We start from the raw sequence: 17,555 nt of genomic DNA, 5'->3' as shown, positions 1-17,555 counted from the left end.
CTTGAAGGAGGAGAAGCCGTGCTCGCGGGCGAAGCGCCGGGCCTGGGCGACGACACCGGCCGGGTCGAGGGCGGCGCCCCAGTCGTCCTGTTCACCGCCCTCGGGGTGGGCGGCCCAGCGGTAGAAGAGATACGCGCTGTACTCGACGCTGTCGCGCACCTTCCCACCGAGCAGGGCGTGCACGGGCAGGCCGAGGGACTTGCCCAGCGCGTCCAGGCAGGCGACCTCGAAGCCGGACACGACGGAGAGCCGGAGCTTGTCGGCGGTCTGCACGCCGCGCAGTCCGCCCGCCTCGACCCGGTCGTCGGCCGCCCGTGAGTCGCCGCACACCTCGTCGGCCAGAGCGAACAGACCGTTCAGATCGCTGACCGGGCGCCCGGCGAGTGCGGTGGCGAGCGGCCGGGCGAGTTCGAGGTACTTGCCGTCCCCGTACGTCTCCCCGATCCCCGTGACGCCACCGCGCGTGACGACCTCCACGATGAGCCGAGGGGTGTACGGCTGGTGGACGCCCTGGGTGTTGAGCAGGGGCGGGTCGGCTATCAGGATCGGGGTCAGCCGGACTTCGTCGATCAACAGCTCTGTATTCATACGTGAACCCTATTCAGGGATGCGACTGAACACCAGACTCCGCGCCAAGTCGGGGACGAGTCCGCCCACCGGATCGCCCACGGATCCACCGATGGATCCCGGGCACGTACTGGACGACATACCGACTGGTCGGCATGATGGTCCCCGACCGTCTTCCACCCCCCGGAGGTGCGCACGATGAGCTCAGTCCACCCGCCAGGTCTCGACCTCGACCGGCTGCGCGGACACCTCGACCGCGAGCGGCCGGGGCTGGTGAGCGGACCGCTCGAAGCCCGGCTGATCGAGGGCGGCCGGTCGAATCTGACGTACGTCGTCACGGACGGCACCGGTCGCTGGGTCGTCCGCAGGCCCCCGCTGGGCCACGTGCTGGCCACCGCGCACGACATGAAGCGCGAGCACCGGGTGATCAGCGCCCTGCACCCGACGGCCGTTCCGGTGCCCGAGCCGGTGCTGCTCTGCGAGGACGACTCGGTGATCGGGTCGCCCTTCTACGTCATGGAGTACGTCGAGGGCACCCCGTACCGCACCGCCGAGCAGCTCGCCCCGCTGGGCCCCGGGCGCACCCGGGAGGCGGTCCTCGGGCTCGTCGACACCCTCGTCGCGCTGCACGCCGTGGACCCGGACTCCGTCGGGCTCGGCGACTTCGGGCGGCCCGAGGGCTTCCTCGACCGGCAGCTGCGCCGCTGGGGCAAGCAGCTGGACGCGTCGCGCAACCGCGAGCTGTCCGGCATCGACGAACTGCACGCCGCGCTCGGCCGCGCGCTGCCCGTCTCCCCCGCGCCCACCGTCGTGCACGGCGACTACCGGCTGGACAACGTCCTGATCGGTTCCGACGACCGGATCAGGGCCGTCCTCGACTGGGAGATGTCGACGCTCGGCGACCCGCTGACCGACCTCGGCCTGCTCGTGATGTACAGCTCCGATCTCGGTCCGGCCGAATCGCCGGTCTCCACCACCAGCGGCGCGGCGGGCCACCCCTCCCCCGCCGAGCTGATCGAGCGCTATGCCGCCCGCTCCGGCCGGGACACCTCCGCCATCTCCTGGTACACGGCGTTCGCCTGGTTCAAGCTCGCCGTGATCCTGGAGGGCATCCACTACCGCTACACCCTGGGCCAGACCGTGGGCGCCGGCTTCGACCGCATCGGCGACCTCGTCCCCGTCTTCATCGAGCACGGCCTCACCACCCTCCAGGAAGGCTGATCACCCCCATGGACTTCGCATTCGACGCCCGCACCGAAGAGCTGCGCACCAGGCTCCTCGCCTTCATGGACGAGCACGTGTACCCGGCCGAGAAGACCGCGGACGAGCAGCGCGCGCTGCTGGCCTCCCCGTGGGACACCCCGCAGGTCGTCGAGGACCTGAAGGCACAGGCGCGCAGGCAGGGCCTGTGGAACCTCTTCCTGCCGGACGCGGAGTACGGGGCCGGGCTGACCAACCTCCAGTACGCACCGCTCGCCGAGATCACCGGCCGCTCCCCGCAGTTGGCGCCGACCGCGCTCAACTGCGCGGCCCCGGACACCGGGAACATGGAGGTGCTCTTCCAGTTCGCCACGGACGAGCAGAGGAAGCGGTGGCTGGAGCCGCTGCTCGCCGGTGAGATCCGCTCGGCGTTCGCGATGACGGAGCCCGAGGTCGCCTCCTCCGACGCGACGAACATCGAGACCCGGATCGTGCGCGACGGCGGCGACTACGTCATCAACGGCCGCAAGTGGTACATCTCCGGGGCGATGAACCCGGACTGCGAGATCTTCATCGTGATGGGCAAGACAGCGACTGCCGATGGCCCTGACGGCTCGGACATCCGCCGCCAGCAGTCGATGATCCTGGTCCCCCGCGACACCCCCGGCCTCGAAGTGCGCCGCGCCATGCGGGTGTACGGGTACGAGGACCACTACCACGGCGGCCACGCGGAGGTCGTCCTCACCGATGTACGGGTGCCGGCCGGGAATCTGATCGGTGAGGAGGGCGGCGGCTTCGCCATCGCCCAGGCGCGGCTGGGACCGGGCCGGATCCACCACTGCATGCGGCTGATCGGCATGGCCGAGCGGGCCATCGAGCTGATGTGCAGGCGGGCGGTGTCCCGTACGGCCTTCGGCAGGCCGCTGGCCCAGCAGGGCGTCGTGCAGAACTGGATCGCGGACGCGCGGGTCACGGTGGAGCAGCTGCGGCTGCTGGTACTGAAGACGGCGTGGCTGATGGACACGGTGGGCAACCGGGGCGCGCACACGGAGATCCAGGCCATCAAGATCGCCACCCCGCGCGCGGTGGTCGACATCCTCGACCGGGCGGTGCAGCTGCACGGCGCCGGCGGGGTGAGCCAGGACTTCCCGCTGGCCGAACTGTGGGCGGCGGCCCGGACGTTGCGGCTGGCGGACGGTCCGGACGAGGTGCACCAGCGGTCGCTGGCCCGGCGGGAGATCAAGCGGTACGTGTAGGCCGTGGGAACAGCCCGAAGGGTTGTCTCAGCCCTCACCGGCCCTGATCCGGTCCAGTACGTCCGTGTACCGGGAGCGCCGGTCGGGGCGGGCATGGGCGGCGGCCCTGCGGAGGGCGGGGATCGCCGCCCCGCCCAGTCCGACGAGCGCTTCGGCCGCCGTCCCGCGCACCACGGCGTGCGGGTGTCCGAGCAGCCCTGTCACGGCGGGGAGCGCGGGCTCCCAGCCCGCCCGGCAGAGCGTACGGATCGCCATGCGCACCACGTCCGGACGCGGGTCGTCCAGGAGGAGCTCGGTGTGGCGCAGATGGGCCCGCGTGGCGAGCATCACCCGTGAGGTCCGATGGGCGCGGAGCCGGACCTTGGACCGGGGGTGGGTGAGCAACTCACCCAGCAGGTCGACCAGTTGCCGGTCCAGGTCGGGCTCCGGGCCGGTGTGCGTCCCGGCCAGTTCCGTGAGCGCCCGGCAGATCTGCTCCGCGGTGCCGGTGCGGGCCAGCCCCAGCAGTTCCTGCCGGGTGGGGCGGCGCCGGGTTCCGGCGGGTGCGGACGCGTCCCGGTCGCGGAGTGCCGCCAGTGCCGCCGCGTCCTGCCGCTCGGCGTCCGGGCCGCGCAAGGGGCCCTCGACGAGCAGGAGCCGGTCAGCGAGTTCATCGCGTCCCTCGGCGCGCAGCCGTCGGCAGGTCCGGGTCAGCGCGGGGGTGCGCAGCAGCGGACGGCCGACGAGCAGGTCCAGGAAGCCCCAGGCCCCGGCGTCGAGCCGGTCGGCCAGGGCCCCGGCCAGCGCGTCGGCGGGGTGGGCGCGCAGTGCGTCGCCCACTGCGCGGGCCACCGTGGGCGGGGCGTGCTCCCACCACTCCAGCAGCAGCGGGACCAGCCGTTCCCTCTCCCACGGGTCGAGTGCGGCGGCCGCGCGCGCCGCCCTGTCCCGCAGAATGCCGTCGCCCCGGAGTTCCGTCTCGTCGACGGCGCCCAGGGCGCGGGCCAGGCCGGCGCCGACGCGCAGGTCGACCCGGCCGCGGAGGTACGCGCGCAGCACCGGCAGCCGGGCCTCCGGTTCGGGCCACCGTGCCAGCGCCAGGGCGGCGGCCTGTCTGCGGTCCGCCACGGCCGACCCCAGCATGGTCAGCAGCCGCTCCCGCAGCGCCGCCGAGCGCGGCTGGTCCAGGTCCTCGACGCGGAACCGGCGCGGTGGCGGCTGAGGTGCGTGGGCGGTCTCGGCGATGGTCCAGGGCGGTGCGTCGATGGGCTGGAGCAGCGTCATCCAGTCGATGAGAGCGGCCCGGACCCCGGGACCGGCGCTCGGACAGACCTCGATCAGCGCGCTCAGCCGGTCCCGCGAGGGGACCGCGCCGTCGTCCCTCCGGCGGAACTCCTCCCAGGTACCCGGGGTGCGGACCGCCTCGTCCAGCTCGGCCCGCCAGGCCCGGGTCCCGGCGGGCGGGGCGTCGGCGGCGGCCGTCTCCGCGACGGCGAAGGCCTCACGCAGCACGGCGGTTCCGGCCCGCCAGGGGTCGGCGCCGAGCCGGGCGTCCGCGAGGGCCCGGTCGAGGTCGGCGCGGACCGGAACCGCGCCGAGGCGGCGCAGCAGCGTCAGCGTGGACCGGCTCGGGGCCGCCGGGGCGGGGCGCAGGGCCCGTACCGCGGCGACGGCGGCCGGTTTCGCGGTGGCCGTCAGCATCGGCGCGACCGCTTCGAGTACGGCGATCAGGTCGTGCCGGTCGCCGTCCCGGGCGTCGGCGAGCGCGTCCAGCAGGAGCGGGGCGGACCGGGCCAGTGCCGTGAGCTCCGCACCGTCCCGGGGCTCGGTGCAGAGCGACAGCACGAAGCGCACCACCTTGTTCCGCAGTGCCTTGTCGCGGAGCACCGGCCGGGAGCCGGCCAGCCGGAGCCAGTCGGCCAGCATCGGCCGCAGCCGCTCCGCCCGGTCGGGGCCCAGCGGCTCGTCCCGCTCGGCGACGCGCAGCGCGATCTCGGGGTCCCAGCCCCGGGCCACCAGGGCCGCGATGTCACGGTCCGCCCGGCCGGCCTCCGCCGACGGTTCCTGGGCGGCCGGTGCGGTGATCCCGTGCCGGGCCATCGGTATCGCCAGGTCCCGCACGGTGCCGGAGGCGAGTGCGACCCGGCCGGACGCCACCAGGGCGAGCAGCGGGGCCGCCACCGGTGAGGCCTGGTCGTCCAGTGCGAGGACCGAGCGTGCGGTGAGGGTGCCGTGGAGGCCCGCCAGCAGCAGCTCACGGGTGCCCTCGTCCGGGCTGTGCTCGGCGGCGGCGAGGAGGGTGGCCGCGTAGGCGTCGCCGAGGACCGCGTGCAGTGCTTCGACGAGGCTGTCGCGCAGACCGGGGTTGCCGTCGTGTGCGAGTCGGAGGAGGAGCTTCGGGAGCGCCGCCGGTGTGCCCGCGCGGACCAGCACCTCGGCCGCCGTCTTGCGGATGTTCATGTTCGGATGGTCGAGGCAGGCGGCGATCGCGGCGCTCGCCCAGTGGGCGCGGGCGTGGCCCAGTGCGAGCAGCGCCTGCCGGACGGTCTGGATGTCCGGCGCGGTGGTCAGCGCGATCAGCGTCGCCGACAGCGCCTGGGCGTCCTCGCCGGTGGCGTCGCGGGCGAGCAGGGCGATGACGTGCTTGCGTACGTGCCGGTCGCGGTGGCGCAGCAGCCGGTGCACCCGCGCGCGGGTGCCCGTCCAGGGGGTCCGGAGCAGCAGTTCGAGCAGGATCGCCTGCTCGCCGTCGGACAGTCCGGGTCTCTCCAGCAGGTCCAGTGCCGTCGTCGCGACGAGTGCGTGCCCCGCCTCCCGCGCGTCCGCGGTGCCGAGCAGGCAGACCGGCCGGATCGCGCCCCGTTCGTGGAGTCTGCGGCCCAGGGCGTTCGCCGCGTCCAGGACTTCCTGCGGCACCACCGGCTCACCGGCGGGCCGTCCGTGCTCCCCCGTCCTGGTGGCCGCGCCCGGCTCACCCGCCGCGGCCTGCCCGGCCACGATGCGCAGCAGCAGGTCGGCGATGACCGGGAGGGTGCCGGCGTTGCCGTGGGCCGCCAGCCGGCACAGCGCCGCCACCGGCTCGTCCGGGTCCAGGTGGGAGCGGAGCAGGACCAGCTCCCGCTCGTCCGGGCCGCCGAGACCGGCCGCGATGCGCGGCGGCAGGTCGACGGGGTCCAGCCGTGCGAGGAGTTCGTGGCGGAGCGCCGGATCGCGGTTCAGCAGCCACAGCAGTTCGAGGGCGCGGCCGCGTACGGCGCGCAGGTGGGGTGCTGTTCCCTCGTCGCCGGTGAGGCCCAGCCCCTGGCGCAGGGCCAGTACCGTCCGGTCCCCGCCGATCGCCTCCAGCGTGTCCAGGGCCGCGCCCGGTGCCGAGGGCAGCAGGGCGATCACGGCCTCCTCGGCACCCTCGTGGCGCAGCTCGCGGAGAGCGTCGAGGAACGGCCCGGGTGCGGGGGCGGCGGGAAGGACGTACGCGATGGCGTCCCCGATCGGGAGGTCACCGGCGCCCTGTCCGGCCAGGGCGACCAGCAGGGCGAGCCGTCGCGGCCAGCCCGGGTCGTCGGCCGGTGCGTCCGTCAGTACGCGGAGCGCCTCCTTCCGGGCGGTGAAGAGGATCGTCGCGACATCGCGGGCCGGAACGGAGTGGTCGGACAGGGCGAGGCCGATGACGGCGGGGACGTCCGGCCCGTCCGGGAAGTGACCGCGCCGGTGGAGTCCGCGCAGACAGGTCACGGCAGGCCCGCCGAGCAGCAGCGGATCGCGTGCGGCCGCGGCCGTCAGCTCGCCGATGTCCTCGCGGTCCGCCAGATCGCCCAGGAGTTCCATCGCGCTTCGGCGGACGCCCGGCGGAAGGCCGGGTTCCGCGACGGCCCGGCGCAGCAGGTCCCGGTGACCGTGGCGCGCGGCGGCCCGGAGGGCGGCACCGGCCACCGCGGGCCACTCCCGTACCGGCGCCCGCTCCGGCTGGCCGGCGTGTTCCCGTACCGGATCGGCCGAGAGGAACGGGGCGAGGATTCCGGGCGGCAGCGGATCAGTCGCCGCCCACGGTTCGGCGAGCTCGCCCAGCGCACCGGCGACGACCGGGGCGCTGCCGGCGCCCAGCAGGGCGATCAGGTCCTCCCGGACCAGTGCCGGGGCCAGCAGCCCGGCGCGCAGTCCCTCCCTGGCCAGCCGCAGCGCCTCGGCCTGGAGCACCGGATCGCCGCTGCCCGCCAGCTCGTCCACGAGCCGCGCCGGCCGGTGCGTACCGGTGATGCCCGCACCCCGTACGGCCTGGTAGAGGAGTTCGCCCGGGACCTCGTCGCGGAGCACCCCGGGATCGTGGAGCACATCGGCGCGCAGCCAGGCGATCCTCACCCGAGCCGGCAGTTCCCCGGTCGTGCGCCACGGCGGCCGGGGGCGGCCCCCGAGGCGGTGGCCGAGGCGTTCGTAGAGCCCGGCCAGGAGGAGATCGGCCTCCGGACGTCCGGTCAGCGATGCGGGCAGCAGCCCGGCGAGCCGGTCCGTCTCCCGGTCGTCGGACGGGGGGTGCTCGGTGACACGCTCGGTGAGCAGGACCAGCCCGAGATGACGCTGCCCGGGGTCCTCGTGCCCGATCAGTCGCCCCAGGGTGTGGAACCGTTCATCGGCCGGCGTCTGCATCGTCGGATGCTAGCCGGGCGCTCTCCGGCCCCACCAACGGGTTTCGGGCCCGTGCTCCCGCCGGTATCAGTAGCCGCCGGAACCCACGTGGTCCGCCAGGGCCAGTTCGCGGACGAAGGCCCTCACCCGCAGCAGGCACCGGGCGGCGAGGCGCACGGCCCGCGCGTGGTGGGGGCCGTACGCCGCGGCCCAGAGTGCGGGGACGCGCGTGGACGGCTGGATGTGAGTCATACCTCCAGCTTCGGCCCGCGTCCGTGATCGGTCCAACAGATGGTTCAGCTGGCTGCGATCGATAACGTGGATGGATGGAGCTACGCCAACTCCGCCACTTCATGGCGGTGGTCACGCACGGCGGTTTCACCGCCGCCGCCCGTGCCGAGCTGATCGTGCAGTCCGCGCTGAGCACCTCCGTGCGCAACCTCGAACGGGAGCTGGGGGCCGAGCTGTTCGACCGGACCGGCCGGCGGGTGATCCTCACCGAGGCGGGCCGGGCACTGCTGCCCGAGGCGCGGTCGGTGCTCGCCGGGACGGAGGCGGCGCGGGACGCGGTGGCGGCCGTGGCGGGGCTGGTGACCGGCCGGGTCAGGGTCGGCACGATCCAGACGCTGACCTGCGTGGATCTGGCGGCCGAGCTGGCCTCGTACCACCGGCTGTGGCCGGGGGTGCAGATCTCGCTGCGGGAGGCGACGACGCCCGAGCTGGTCACGGGGCTGCGGGCCGGTGAGCTGGACCTCGCCTATCTCGCGCCGGACGCCGCCGAACTTCCCGAGGGCATCGCCGGGTTCGCGACCTGGCACGAGGACCTGGTGCTGATCACCGCGCCGGGCCATCGGCTGGCGACCGCCGGGCGCACCCTGATCAAGGATCTCGCCGACGAGCCGTTCGTGGACTTCCGGGCGGGCACCGGGCTGGAGACCGCGGTGCGGAGACTGGCCGCGCACTGCGGGCTGGAGCGCCGGATCACCTGCGACGTCACCCAGATCCGGCTGCTCGTCGATCTGGTACGGGCCGGGATCGGCGTGGCGATCGTGCCGCGGCGGATCGGCGAGGACGCGGGGCTGCCGTGCGTGAGCATCCGCCAGCCGGAGCCCGGCCGGACCGTGGTCCTCGCCGGGCGGGCACCCCGCCCCGGCAACCCGGCGGCGGAAGCGCTCCTCGGCCGGCTGACAGGCCCTACGGGCGCAGCGCCCGCAGCAGCAGGTCGGCCAGGTGGTCGGCGACCTCCTGCTGGCTGAGCGGGCCGTCGGGGCGGTACCAGGTGGAGAGGTGGTGGACCGAACCGAAGTGGTAGTCGACGATCAGGTCGGCCGGGGTGGCCGTGGAGAACACGCCGCTGCGCTGTCCCTCCTCCACCAGGGCCCGGAAGCGCTCGTGGTAGCGCCGCCGCTCCACCCGGACCTGCTTGTTCTTCTCCGGGCTCAGATGGTGCATGGACCGGAAGAAGATCGAGGCGTCGTCGAGGTTCTCGATGGTCGTGACGACCACATCGGCCGCGGCGTCGCGCAGCCGCTGCTCCACGGGGGCGTCGGCGTCGGCGAAGGCGTCGAGGCGCTCCTGCTGGAGGCGGAGCACACGGGCGTAGACCTCCTGGAGGAGGTCCTCCTTGGAGCCGAAGTAGTGGTAGAGCGCGCCCTTGGTGACGCCGGCCGCCTCGACGATCTCCTGGACCGAGGTGCGGTCGTAGCCCTGCTCGGCGAAGAGCCGGGTGGCGGCGGCCAGCAGCCGCTGAGGGACGGGAGCCGTGTCCCCGTCCGTCGCCTTGGCCATTGCCGCCACCTTCCTTCCGCGTGAATTCGGTCTACCGGGGGGAACGCAGTTCCCGCCTGAGGATCTTCCCACTCGCCGTCTTCGGGAGTTCGCTCAGGATCTCGACCTCGCGCGGGTACTTGTACGCGGCGAGCCGCTCCTTGCAGTACGCGCCGAGCTCCCCGGGTTCGACCGAGGCGCCGGGCCGCAGACTCACATAGGCGCGGACGGTCTCGCCCCGGTAGGCGTCGGGGACGCCGACGACGGCCGCCTCCCGGACCGCCGGGTGGGTGTAGAGGACGTCCTCCACCTCACGCGGCCAGACCTTGAAGCCGGAGGCGTTGATCATGTCCTTCTTGCGGTCGACGACATACAGCCAGCCCGCGCTGTCCATGAAGCCGATGTCGCCGGTGCGCAGCTCGCCCTCCGGGAAGGCGGCGGCGGTGGCCTCGGGCAGCCGCCAGTAGCCGGAGACCACCTGCGGGCCCCGGACCGCGATCTCGCCCCGCTCCCCGAAGGGCACCTCCTCACCGTTCTCGTCGAGGATCCGGACCACCGTGTCGGGGCCGGGGAGGCCGACGGACAGGGTCCCGGAGACCGGGTCGACGGGGGCCTCGCGCTCCGGGGGCACGGAGGCGCAGGGGGCGGTGCACTCGGTGAGGCCGTAGCCGTTGTGGAGGTACGGGCCGAAGCCCGCCCGGAACTTCTCGACCAGTGCGGGCGGCAGCGGTGCCCCGCCCGAGGAGATGACCCGGAAGGAGGCGAAGTGGCCGGGGGTGGCGTCGGGGTGGGCGGCCAGGGCCATGAAGGCGGTGGACGGGCCCACGGTGTAGGCGGGGCGGTGTTCGGCGAAGGCTTCGAGGACGACGCCGGGGTGGAAGCGGTACGCGAGGACGAGGGTGCCCGCGTTGGTGAGGCAGGCGGCCAGCTGGCACACCATGCCGGTGATGTGGAAGAGCGGGGCGAGCGCGAAGTAGGCGGAGCCCGCGTCGACGGGGTGCCCGGCCCGCTGGCGCTCGGCGTTGACCATGATGTTGCCGTGGGAGTTCATGGCGCCCTTGGGGGTGCCGCTGGTCCCGGAGGTGTAGCTGATCAGCGCCACGTCGGCGGAGGCGGGTTCGCGCCCCTCGGGGGCCCCGATGCCCCGCCGGGCGACGGCGACCAGGTCCTCGGCGTCCGCGGGCACGGGCAGCCGCTCGAAGCCGAGCACCCGTTCGTCGTTCTGCGTCTGGAGGTCGAGCTCACTGGTGGTGAGGGCGATCCGTACCGTCGGGGCGCCGGCCGCGGTGTCCCGCAGACAGTCCTCCCAGGCCCGGTCCGAGCAGATCAGCGCCGTGACCTCGGCGTCCTTCAGCACATGGCCGACCTCGCCGGACCTGTACATCGGGTTGAGCGGGACGACCGTGGCGCCGGCCTTCCAGGCGCCGAGCAGCGCGATCACGAACTGCGGGGTGTTCTGCAGCATGATCGCGACGCGGTCGCCGCGCTCCAGGCCCTCGGCGGCGAGATGGCCGGCCACCGAGTCGGAGAGCGCGTCGGTCTCGCGGTAGCTCAGCCGTCCGTCGAAGTAGGCGAGCGCGGGGTGTCCGGGGCTGCGGGCGGCGGAGTCCCGGAAGGCGTGGACGAGGGTGGCGGCGGGGCTGACGGGGGCCCGCTGGGCCTCGCTGAGCAGGGAGACCCACGGCTTGGCCGCGTAGATCGACTCGGTCATGCGCCGGTCTCCTCCCACTTCTGCTGGAGGTGGTTCATGCTGCCGAGCCAGTGGTCGGTGTCCTTGGCGCGGGCCCCGTAGTACCCGGCGACCTCGGGGTGCGGCAGGACGAGGAAGCGGTCCTCGGCCATGGCGTCGAGGAGCGCGTCGGCGACCGCCCCGGGCTCGATGGCGCTGGGGGCGAGGACGAGCTCCCCGGCCGATCCGGCGGCGGTGAGCATGTCCGTGCGCACGCCCTGCGGGCAGATCGCGTGGACCTTGATGCCGCGGTGGCGGTAGGTGAGCGAGAGCCATTCGGCGAAGGCGACGACACCGTGCTTGGTGACGCTGTACGGCGCGGCGCCGATCATCGTCAGCAGTCCGGCGGCGGAGGCGGTCGAGACGAAGCGTCCGCTGCCGCGCTCCAGCCAGCCGGGCAGCAGCGCCCTGGCCGCGCGGACGTGGGCCATCACGTTGACGTCCCAGGCCGCGGCCCAGACCTCCTCGTCCGCGAAGACGTCGCCGGGCGAGGCGAGGCCGGCGTTGGCGCAGTAGATGTCGACGGTGCCGTCGAGCGCGTCCCTGGCGGCGTCCACGGTCCGTGAGGCGTCACCGGCGACGGCGATGCCGCCGATCTCCTCGGCCAGCGTCTTGATCCTCGCCTCGTCGAGGTCGTTGACCACGACCCGCGCGCCCTCCGCGGCGAACCGGCGGGCCAGTGCGGCGCCGATGCCGCCTCCGGCCCCTGTGACCACCACGCCCGCGCCCTGCACCGCACTCATCGAATCCCGCCTCTCTCAGCCGACTGCACCGGCAGACTAACCAGTCGGTATGCCGGAGCGGAAGGGGTGGCCGCAGCCCGGGAGGCACTCCTGTCACACCCGTCCCGTCCGGCTCATTCCGTATGGCCTGATCGCGCGCTAGCGTGCGTGACCATGACAGTCGTCGCGATCATGGAGGTAGCCGAATGAGCCTGACCAGACGTGGTTTGCTGGCCGCCGGCGGTGCGGTGGGGGCCCTCGCGGCGACGGCCGCCGGGACCGGGGCCGCGAGCGCCGCCCCCGCCGCGGGCAAGGGGCACGGCCGGGTCCGCACCGGTTTCGACCGGCTGGCGGCGGACGGCTACGCGCTGCTGAAGGGCCAGAAGGTCGGGGTGGTCACCAACCCGACCGGGATCACCTCCGACGTGCGCCACATCGTCGATGTGATGCACCCGGACGAGCGGGTGGACCTGATCGCCGTCTTCGGGCCGGAACACGGCTTCCGGGGCACCGCGCAGGCGGGCGGTTCGGAGGGGCGGTACGACGACCCGGCGACCGGACTGCCGGTCTACGACACGTACTTGAAGAGCGGTCAGCCGCTCGCCGATGTCTTCACGGCGTCCGGCGTGGACACGGTCGTCTTCGACATCCAGGACGCCGGAGCCCGCTTCTACACGTACATCTGGACGCTGTACGACTGCATGGAGGCGGCGGCGCTCGCGGGGAAGCGGTTCGTCGTCCTGGACCGGCCGAACCCGGTGACCGGGCGGGCGGCGCTCGGCCCGGTCCTCGACCCGGCGTTCGGCACGTTCGTGGGCCGCCGGGAGATCGCGCAGGCGCACGGCATGACGGTCACCGAACTGGCGCTGCTCTTCAACGCCCGGTTCCTGGCCGACCGGCCGGTGGACCTGCGCATCGTGAAGATGTCCGGCTGGAAGCGCTCGGACTTCTTCGACGCGACCGGGCTGCCGTGGGTGCCGCCGAGCCCCAACATGCCGACGCCCGACACCGCGCTCGTCTACTCGGGGACCTGCCTGTTCGAGGGCACGAACCTCTCCGAGGGACGCGGCACGACCCGGCCGTTCGAACTGCTCGGCGCGGAGGGCATCGACCACCGCTGGGCGGCGGCGGCGAACGCGCTCGACCTGCCCGGGGTGGCGTTCCGCGAGGCGTACTTCGCGCCGACGTTCTCCAAGTTCCAGGGCAGGACGGTCGGCGGCGTGCAGCTGCACGTCCACGACCGCGAGGCCTTCGATCCGGTACGCACGGGCATCGCGCTGCTGGTGACGGCGAAGCGGACCTGGAGCGGGTTCGAGTGGCGCTCGGACAACTGGATCGACAAGCTCACCGGCAACACCCGGGTCCGCACCATGATCGACGCGGGGGCGGACACGGACGAGGTGGTGGGGGCCTGGTCGGAGGATCTCGCCGCGTTCCGTGCCCTGCGGAAGCGGTATCTCCAGTACCGGTGAGACGGCGCCGGGCGGGTCCGAGGAGTCCGGACCCGCCCGGCACGGTCGTTCAACCCCCTACCGGTGGGCGGGGAACTCCACCACCTGCTGGTACGTCGGGCGGTTCTGCCAGTGGATGGCCTTCTGGCCGATCCCGCCGAGCGGCCGGTGGACGATCGAGTCGGTGCACCACTGCTCGCCCGCCTTGCAGTTGTCGTCGCCCGGATAGACCTCCGTCGCCGGCCGGGCCACGGCCTGCTTCAGGGACGCGAGGAGCGCGTCACGGCAGCTGCCCGGATCGCCGCCGCCGCAGTACGTCCTGGCCAGCGGCCCCTTCACCGGCTGCCCCAGGACCTGGCGCAGGTCCTTGTCCACGAAGCCCCACCAGCCGTACTGGAACGCGGATCCGCTGTGCGCCCCGCTGGGTCCGTGGCTCGCCGCCGGGGACTCGTCCGTGGCGAGGTTGGCGGTCAGCGCCGCGTACAGGTCCCCGCCGAGCCCCGGCTCGAACTCGGCCTCGACCAGTTCCGGCCACCACGCGTCCATGATCCGCACCGCGTCGGCGTGGCTGTAGGCGTGCGAACCGGGGCTGCTCTCCCGGCGCTGCGAGCCCGCCGCCCGCCAGGACTCCAACTGCTGCACAGCACTGTTGAGTTCGGGATCGGTCACCGGCTCGGAGCGGATCACCTTCAGCAGTTCGGGCAGCAGCTGCTCGCCGCGCAGATCGGTGACCGCGGCCTCGGCCATGGCCCGGGTGAGGGACGCGCGGGTCACCCCTCCCTCCTCGACCAGCTTCGCCACCCGGTCGTCCAGCAGGTCGCCCCGGTGCACGGCGCTCAGGCCGAAGCCCGCGGCGGCGTACCCCTTGGCCTGCTTGTTGTTCCAGGAGACGTAGTAGTCCTGCCCGCTGGAGTGCGGGTGTTCGGCGAACGCGGTGTACGCGGCGGTGTTGGCGGCCGGGTCGTACCCCTGCCACTCGTAGGCCCGCTCGGCCCGCACCGGCAGCGCCGGGTCGACGCCCGTCGCGCGCACCGGGTTCATGCCGCTGTTGTAGTACGCGGCGGTGCGGGAGTCGGCGTAGAACCAGTTGAAGGCGTAGTCGATATTGCTCGCCGCCCGCTGGAAGGAGGCGGCGTCCGTGACGTACGACGGATCGTTGAACATCTGGAAGCCGATGATCGAGTCGGCCTCGTGCCGGTAGGTGCTGCGCAGCGAGGTGTACGCGACGGGCTTGCCGCCCACGGTGGCGCGGTGGGTGACGATGCCGTAGTTCGTGCGCCGGACCTGCATCCGGTAGGAGCCCTTCGCCGTGGAGTCGGCGACGGTCGGCTTCCAGGAGTTGGTGCGCTCCAGCGTCTCCATGGCGGTGCAGGTGCCGCGGTAGAGGTAGTGCGTGGAGTCCTTGGTGGGCGTGGAGCCGTCGGGCTCGCACAGGTCGACGGCGTATGTGTCGGTGATGTCCTGGCCGGCCGAGGTGGCGCTCCAGGCGTAGTCCTGGCCCCGGCCCATCTGGACGTACATGCCGACGCCGGCGAAGGAGACACCACGTGCGCTGATGCCCGGTCCCTGGAGTTCCTGGAGCATCATCAGCTGAGGGGCGAAGTAGCCGGTCTGCGGGCCGAACACGGCGACGGGGTTCCCGCTCGCGGTGTTCTTCCCGGAGACCAGCAGGGCGTTGGACATGCCGCGCTTCTGGGCGCCGGAACCGGAGCCGGGCAGCGATCCCTCCGGGATGACGCCGTCGTCGTAGATGCCCTGGGCCTTCTTGAGCGGGGCCGGGGCCTTGACCGGGGCCTTCTTGTCGGTGCCCGCGGAGCCGGTGCGGTCGTATATGAGGGGTTCGGCGGTGACGGAGCCGGCGTCCGGCAGCGCGGTGCCGCGGGCCTTGTCGGGCTTGCCGGCGTACGGGAACGCGGTGCCGTCGTGGATCGTCAGCACGGCCTCGGGGTCCTCGCGCTGGCGGAACGACTCCCAGACCTTGGTGCCCTCGGCCACGCCGTACTTCTGCTGGGCGGCCAGCAGCGAGAGCGCCGCCTGCACCTCGCCGCCACCGCCGCCGCCGAACTGGCCGCCGACGACCGAGGCTACGGAGATCAGGTCGGTCAGCTTGAACGGCTGGATCTCACCGACGTTGGTGATGGAGTCGATCTTGCCGGTGAGGACGTACTCGCCCGGGAAGTAGCGTCCGTTCTTCGACTTCTCCCGGTAGGCGTTGATGCCGTCGACGTATGCCTGGGCGTCCGCCATGGCCTGCTCGCCGCGGGCACCCTCGTGGGTCCTGATGTACTCGACCTGGGCTTCGAGATCGGCCTCGGTGTACGGGGCCTGCGGCCAGAACTGCTGTTCCAGGCCCTGGTTGGCGAGGGCGCCGCCGGCGAACGAGGTCAGTTCGCCCCGTCCGATGTGCCGGAAGAGGTCCATCAGCCAGAGCCGGTCCTGCCCGGCGGCGAATCCGGCGCCGAACTCGGTCCCGTAGCGGGTGGTGCCCTTGATGTGCGGGACACCGGAGGCCTTGTCACGGGTGATGGTGACGTCGTCGCGCGGCGAGGTGACGGACTCGACCTGGTCCTCGGGCACACCGAAGGAGGCGTCGTTGAAGAAGTCGGTCAGCTTCTGGTCGGTGAGACCGGTGTGTCCGGCCACCAGGCCGTTGTAGCGGTCGAGTTGGTCGTCGCTGTGCTTGGGGTGCGTACCGAACGCCTTGTTGCCGAGGATGTCGACGAGGGTGGCGTTGCCGTTCTCGCCGGGCGGCAGGATGTCGTCGCACTGCCCCTGGCAGTAGTCGGTGACGGGGCCGGGTTCCGCGGCGCCGGCCTGCGGCGAGGCCGCGAGCAGGGTGGTGCCGAGTGCGAGAACCGCCGCGACGGTGGCGGCTCTGAACTTGACGGTGCGTGGGGGCATGCGTGCTCCTCCGAGAGGCCGATGCGCCGGAGGTTACTGGCGGTACGACCCGTCGGTAAGGTGAGCAACCGTCACCTTTTCCGAATCGTCACATCGCGTCGCCCGCGGCGGCGCCGCACCGGCGGGGCGCGCCGAATTCCGGACAACATCAGTCTTCGCGGGATCCGAACGGGGCAGCCGTACGTCCATCCCTTGACGCCGAAGTACGAGCGACGGAGGTGACGGTGCGGTGGCGGGATTCCGGAGTCTTGCGAGACAGGTGCGCGATCCGCGGAGCGACCTGGCACTGCGGCGGTATTCGCTGCGCAAGTGCCTGGAGAGGTTCGCCCCTTACGGACATCGGGCGACCTGGGACCATCTGTGCACCCGGCACGAAATCGGGCCCGAGGATCGGTCCCCCGATCCGGCGCGGCTGATCCGCGCGCTGGACGAACTGGAGGCGGCGCGAGCGGTCTGGCTCGGTTACGAGGCGGGGTTCGCCGAGCGCCGCAGGCGGGAGAAGCACGACGGGCTGCGCCGGCCCGGCGCGTTCGACGACTGGCACCGGCGCACCTGGGGCGGCCACGGGGTCGCCCGTTGCGAGGACCCGGCGGTGCATCCGTCGGCGCCGCTCGCCGAGGTGCTGAGCCGGCTGATCACGGCACTGGAGTCGGAGCCCGGCACGGTCTGCCCGGTGTGCGCGGGCACCGGGATCCACTGGCGGCAGGATCTGCGGTGCGCCCCGTGGGCGGGGCCGGTCTGCACGGGGTGCGGGATCGTGGTGCCGCAGCCGGTGCTCACCCCGCGGGCACTGGCGAAGGCCCGGAGCGCACCGCGGCGGGATCTGGCATCGGTGGCGTGACGCGCGACGGGAGGACCCGGCCCGGACGCGCGCCGTCCGGCGCTACGCGCGCTCCGCCGGCGGGCACTCCGGCATCAGGCGCGAACCGCTGATCCGCCGTCCGGTGACGTCGTTCGGGTTGGAGAGCACACAGTTCTCCAGCGACAGGCAGCCGCAGCCGATGCAGTCGGTGAGATGGTCCCGCAGCCGTGCCAACCGCTCGATGCGGTCGTCCAGTTCGGAGCGCCAGGCCGCGGAGAGCCGTGCCCAGTCCTCACGGTTGGGGGTGCGCTCCTCGGGAAGTTCGGCGAGGGCGTCCCGGATGGTGGCGAGCGGGATGCCGACCCGTTGTGCCGCACGGACGAACGCGACCCTGCGCAGCGCGTCCCTGCTGTAGCGGCGCTGGTTGCCACTGGTGCGACGGCTGCTGATCAGGCCCTTGGCCTCGTAGAAGTGCAGGGCGGACACAGCGGCGCCGCTGCGCGCGGAGAGCTGTCCGACCGTGAGTTCATGGAGTGTCTGTGGGATCTGGGGCACCCCTCC

12 protein-coding genes and 1 pseudogene are annotated in these 17,555 nt (G+C 73.0%); 5 read left to right on the top strand and 8 right to left on the bottom strand.

The features are described from left to right. A pseudogene (locus ACWCPY_RS24875) lies at positions 1-588 on the bottom strand (glucarate dehydratase); the annotation flags it as partial. A gap of 177 nt (positions 589-765) precedes the next feature. On the opposite strand from ACWCPY_RS24875, the gene ACWCPY_RS24870 reads away from it, so the two are divergent. Next, positions 766-1,788 carry a phosphotransferase family protein gene (locus tag ACWCPY_RS24870; protein WP_451268371.1) on the top strand — a complete coding sequence of 341 codons (1,023 nt, stop codon included), beginning with the start codon at positions 766-768 and terminating at the stop codon, positions 1,786-1,788. Between the two features lie 8 nt (positions 1,789-1,796). Then, entirely contained in the window at positions 1,797-3,023 is a 1,227-nt protein-coding gene (locus ACWCPY_RS24865; RefSeq protein ID WP_451268369.1) for an acyl-CoA dehydrogenase family protein, read from the top strand. A 27-nt stretch (positions 3,024-3,050) separates the two neighbouring features. On the opposite strand, the gene ACWCPY_RS24860 is transcribed toward ACWCPY_RS24865, so the two are convergent. Further along, complete coding sequence (locus ACWCPY_RS24860; RefSeq protein ID WP_451268367.1) at positions 3,051-7,643, bottom strand: HEAT repeat domain-containing protein; 4,593 nt, start codon at positions 7,641-7,643, stop codon at positions 3,051-3,053. Positions 7,644-7,709: 66 nt separating this feature from the next. Next, positions 7,710-7,874 carry a hypothetical protein gene (locus ACWCPY_RS24855; RefSeq protein ID WP_451268365.1) on the bottom strand — a complete coding sequence of 55 codons (165 nt, stop codon included), beginning with the start codon at positions 7,872-7,874 and terminating at the stop codon, positions 7,710-7,712. Positions 7,875-7,948: 74 nt separating this feature from the next. Here ACWCPY_RS24855 and ACWCPY_RS24850 point away from each other — a divergent pair, with 74 nt between their 5' ends. Then, entirely contained in the window at positions 7,949-8,878 is a 930-nt protein-coding gene (locus ACWCPY_RS24850) for a LysR family transcriptional regulator (RefSeq protein WP_451268363.1), read from the top strand. Here ACWCPY_RS24850 and ACWCPY_RS24845 read toward each other — a convergent pair. From ACWCPY_RS24845 to ACWCPY_RS24835, 3 genes are read right to left on the bottom strand one after another with little or no spacing between them, the layout of a single operon-like run. Then, the gene (locus tag ACWCPY_RS24845) at positions 8,817-9,410 is read right to left on the bottom strand and encodes a TetR/AcrR family transcriptional regulator (RefSeq protein WP_093541408.1); all 594 of its coding nucleotides are present in this window, start codon (positions 9,408-9,410) and stop codon (positions 8,817-8,819) included. The two genes, ACWCPY_RS24850 and ACWCPY_RS24845, sit on opposite strands and share 62 nt — an antisense overlap. A 31-nt stretch (positions 9,411-9,441) precedes the next feature. Further along, positions 9,442-11,100, bottom strand: coding sequence for a class I adenylate-forming enzyme family protein (locus ACWCPY_RS24840; RefSeq protein ID WP_451268361.1), 1,659 nt, complete (start codon positions 11,098-11,100; stop codon positions 9,442-9,444). After that, positions 11,097-11,861, bottom strand: coding sequence for an SDR family oxidoreductase (locus ACWCPY_RS24835; protein ID WP_451268359.1), 765 nt, complete (start codon positions 11,859-11,861; stop codon positions 11,097-11,099). The genes ACWCPY_RS24840 and ACWCPY_RS24835 overlap by 4 nt, the downstream gene beginning before the upstream one ends. Positions 11,862-12,046: 185 nt before the next feature. On the opposite strand from ACWCPY_RS24835, the gene ACWCPY_RS24830 reads away from it, so the two are divergent. Then, a complete protein-coding gene (locus tag ACWCPY_RS24830; RefSeq protein ID WP_451268357.1) occupies positions 12,047-13,312 on the top strand; it encodes an exo-beta-N-acetylmuramidase NamZ family protein in 1,266 nt (421 codons plus the stop codon). 57 nt (positions 13,313-13,369) lie between these two features. Here ACWCPY_RS24830 and ACWCPY_RS24825 read toward each other — a convergent pair whose 3' ends face one another. Then, entirely contained in the window at positions 13,370-16,192 is a 2,823-nt protein-coding gene (locus tag ACWCPY_RS24825) for a penicillin acylase family protein (protein WP_451268355.1), read from the bottom strand. A 229-nt stretch (positions 16,193-16,421) separates the two neighbouring features. On the opposite strand from ACWCPY_RS24825, the gene ACWCPY_RS24820 reads away from it, so the two are divergent. Further along, positions 16,422-17,033 carry a hypothetical protein gene (locus tag ACWCPY_RS24820; RefSeq protein WP_451268353.1) on the top strand — a complete coding sequence of 204 codons (612 nt, stop codon included), beginning with the start codon at positions 16,422-16,424 and terminating at the stop codon, positions 17,031-17,033. Positions 17,034-17,075: 42 nt separating this feature from the next. On the opposite strand, the gene soxR is transcribed toward ACWCPY_RS24820, so the two are convergent. Next, complete coding sequence (gene soxR, locus ACWCPY_RS24815; protein ID WP_451268351.1) at positions 17,076-17,549, bottom strand: redox-sensitive transcriptional activator SoxR; 474 nt, start codon at positions 17,547-17,549, stop codon at positions 17,076-17,078. Between the last annotated feature and the right edge of the window lie 6 nt (positions 17,550-17,555).

The organism is Streptomyces sp. NPDC002403, assembly GCF_053593015.1.
The sequence above is the reverse complement of the archived record's forward strand: the minus strand, read 5'-3'. Positions and strand labels throughout refer to the sequence as shown.

Excerpts from the sequence above, each read along its gene's own strand:
- ACWCPY_RS24855 (WP_451268365.1), bottom strand. The coding sequence starts at position 7,874 with ATGACTCACATCCAGCCGTCCACGCGCGTCCCCGCACTCTGGGCCGCG.
- ACWCPY_RS24870 (WP_451268371.1), top strand. The coding sequence starts at position 766 with ATGAGCTCAGTCCACCCGCCAGGTCTCGACCTCGACCGGCTGCGCGGA.
- ACWCPY_RS24830 (WP_451268357.1), top strand. The coding sequence starts at position 12,047 with ATGAGCCTGACCAGACGTGGTTTGCTGGCCGCCGGCGGTGCGGTGGGG.
- ACWCPY_RS24845 (WP_093541408.1), bottom strand. The coding sequence starts at position 9,410 with ATGGCCAAGGCGACGGACGGGGACACGGCTCCCGTCCCTCAGCGGCTG.
- ACWCPY_RS24865 (WP_451268369.1), top strand. The coding sequence starts at position 1,797 with ATGGACTTCGCATTCGACGCCCGCACCGAAGAGCTGCGCACCAGGCTC.
- ACWCPY_RS24840 (WP_451268361.1), bottom strand. The coding sequence starts at position 11,100 with ATGACCGAGTCGATCTACGCGGCCAAGCCGTGGGTCTCCCTGCTCAGC.
- ACWCPY_RS24835 (WP_451268359.1), bottom strand. The coding sequence starts at position 11,861 with ATGAGTGCGGTGCAGGGCGCGGGCGTGGTGGTCACAGGGGCCGGAGGC.
- ACWCPY_RS24860 (WP_451268367.1), bottom strand. The coding sequence starts at position 7,643 with ATGCAGACGCCGGCCGATGAACGGTTCCACACCCTGGGGCGACTGATC.
- ACWCPY_RS24850 (WP_451268363.1), top strand. The coding sequence starts at position 7,949 with ATGGAGCTACGCCAACTCCGCCACTTCATGGCGGTGGTCACGCACGGC.
- ACWCPY_RS24825 (WP_451268355.1), bottom strand. The coding sequence starts at position 16,192 with ATGCCCCCACGCACCGTCAAGTTCAGAGCCGCCACCGTCGCGGCGGTT.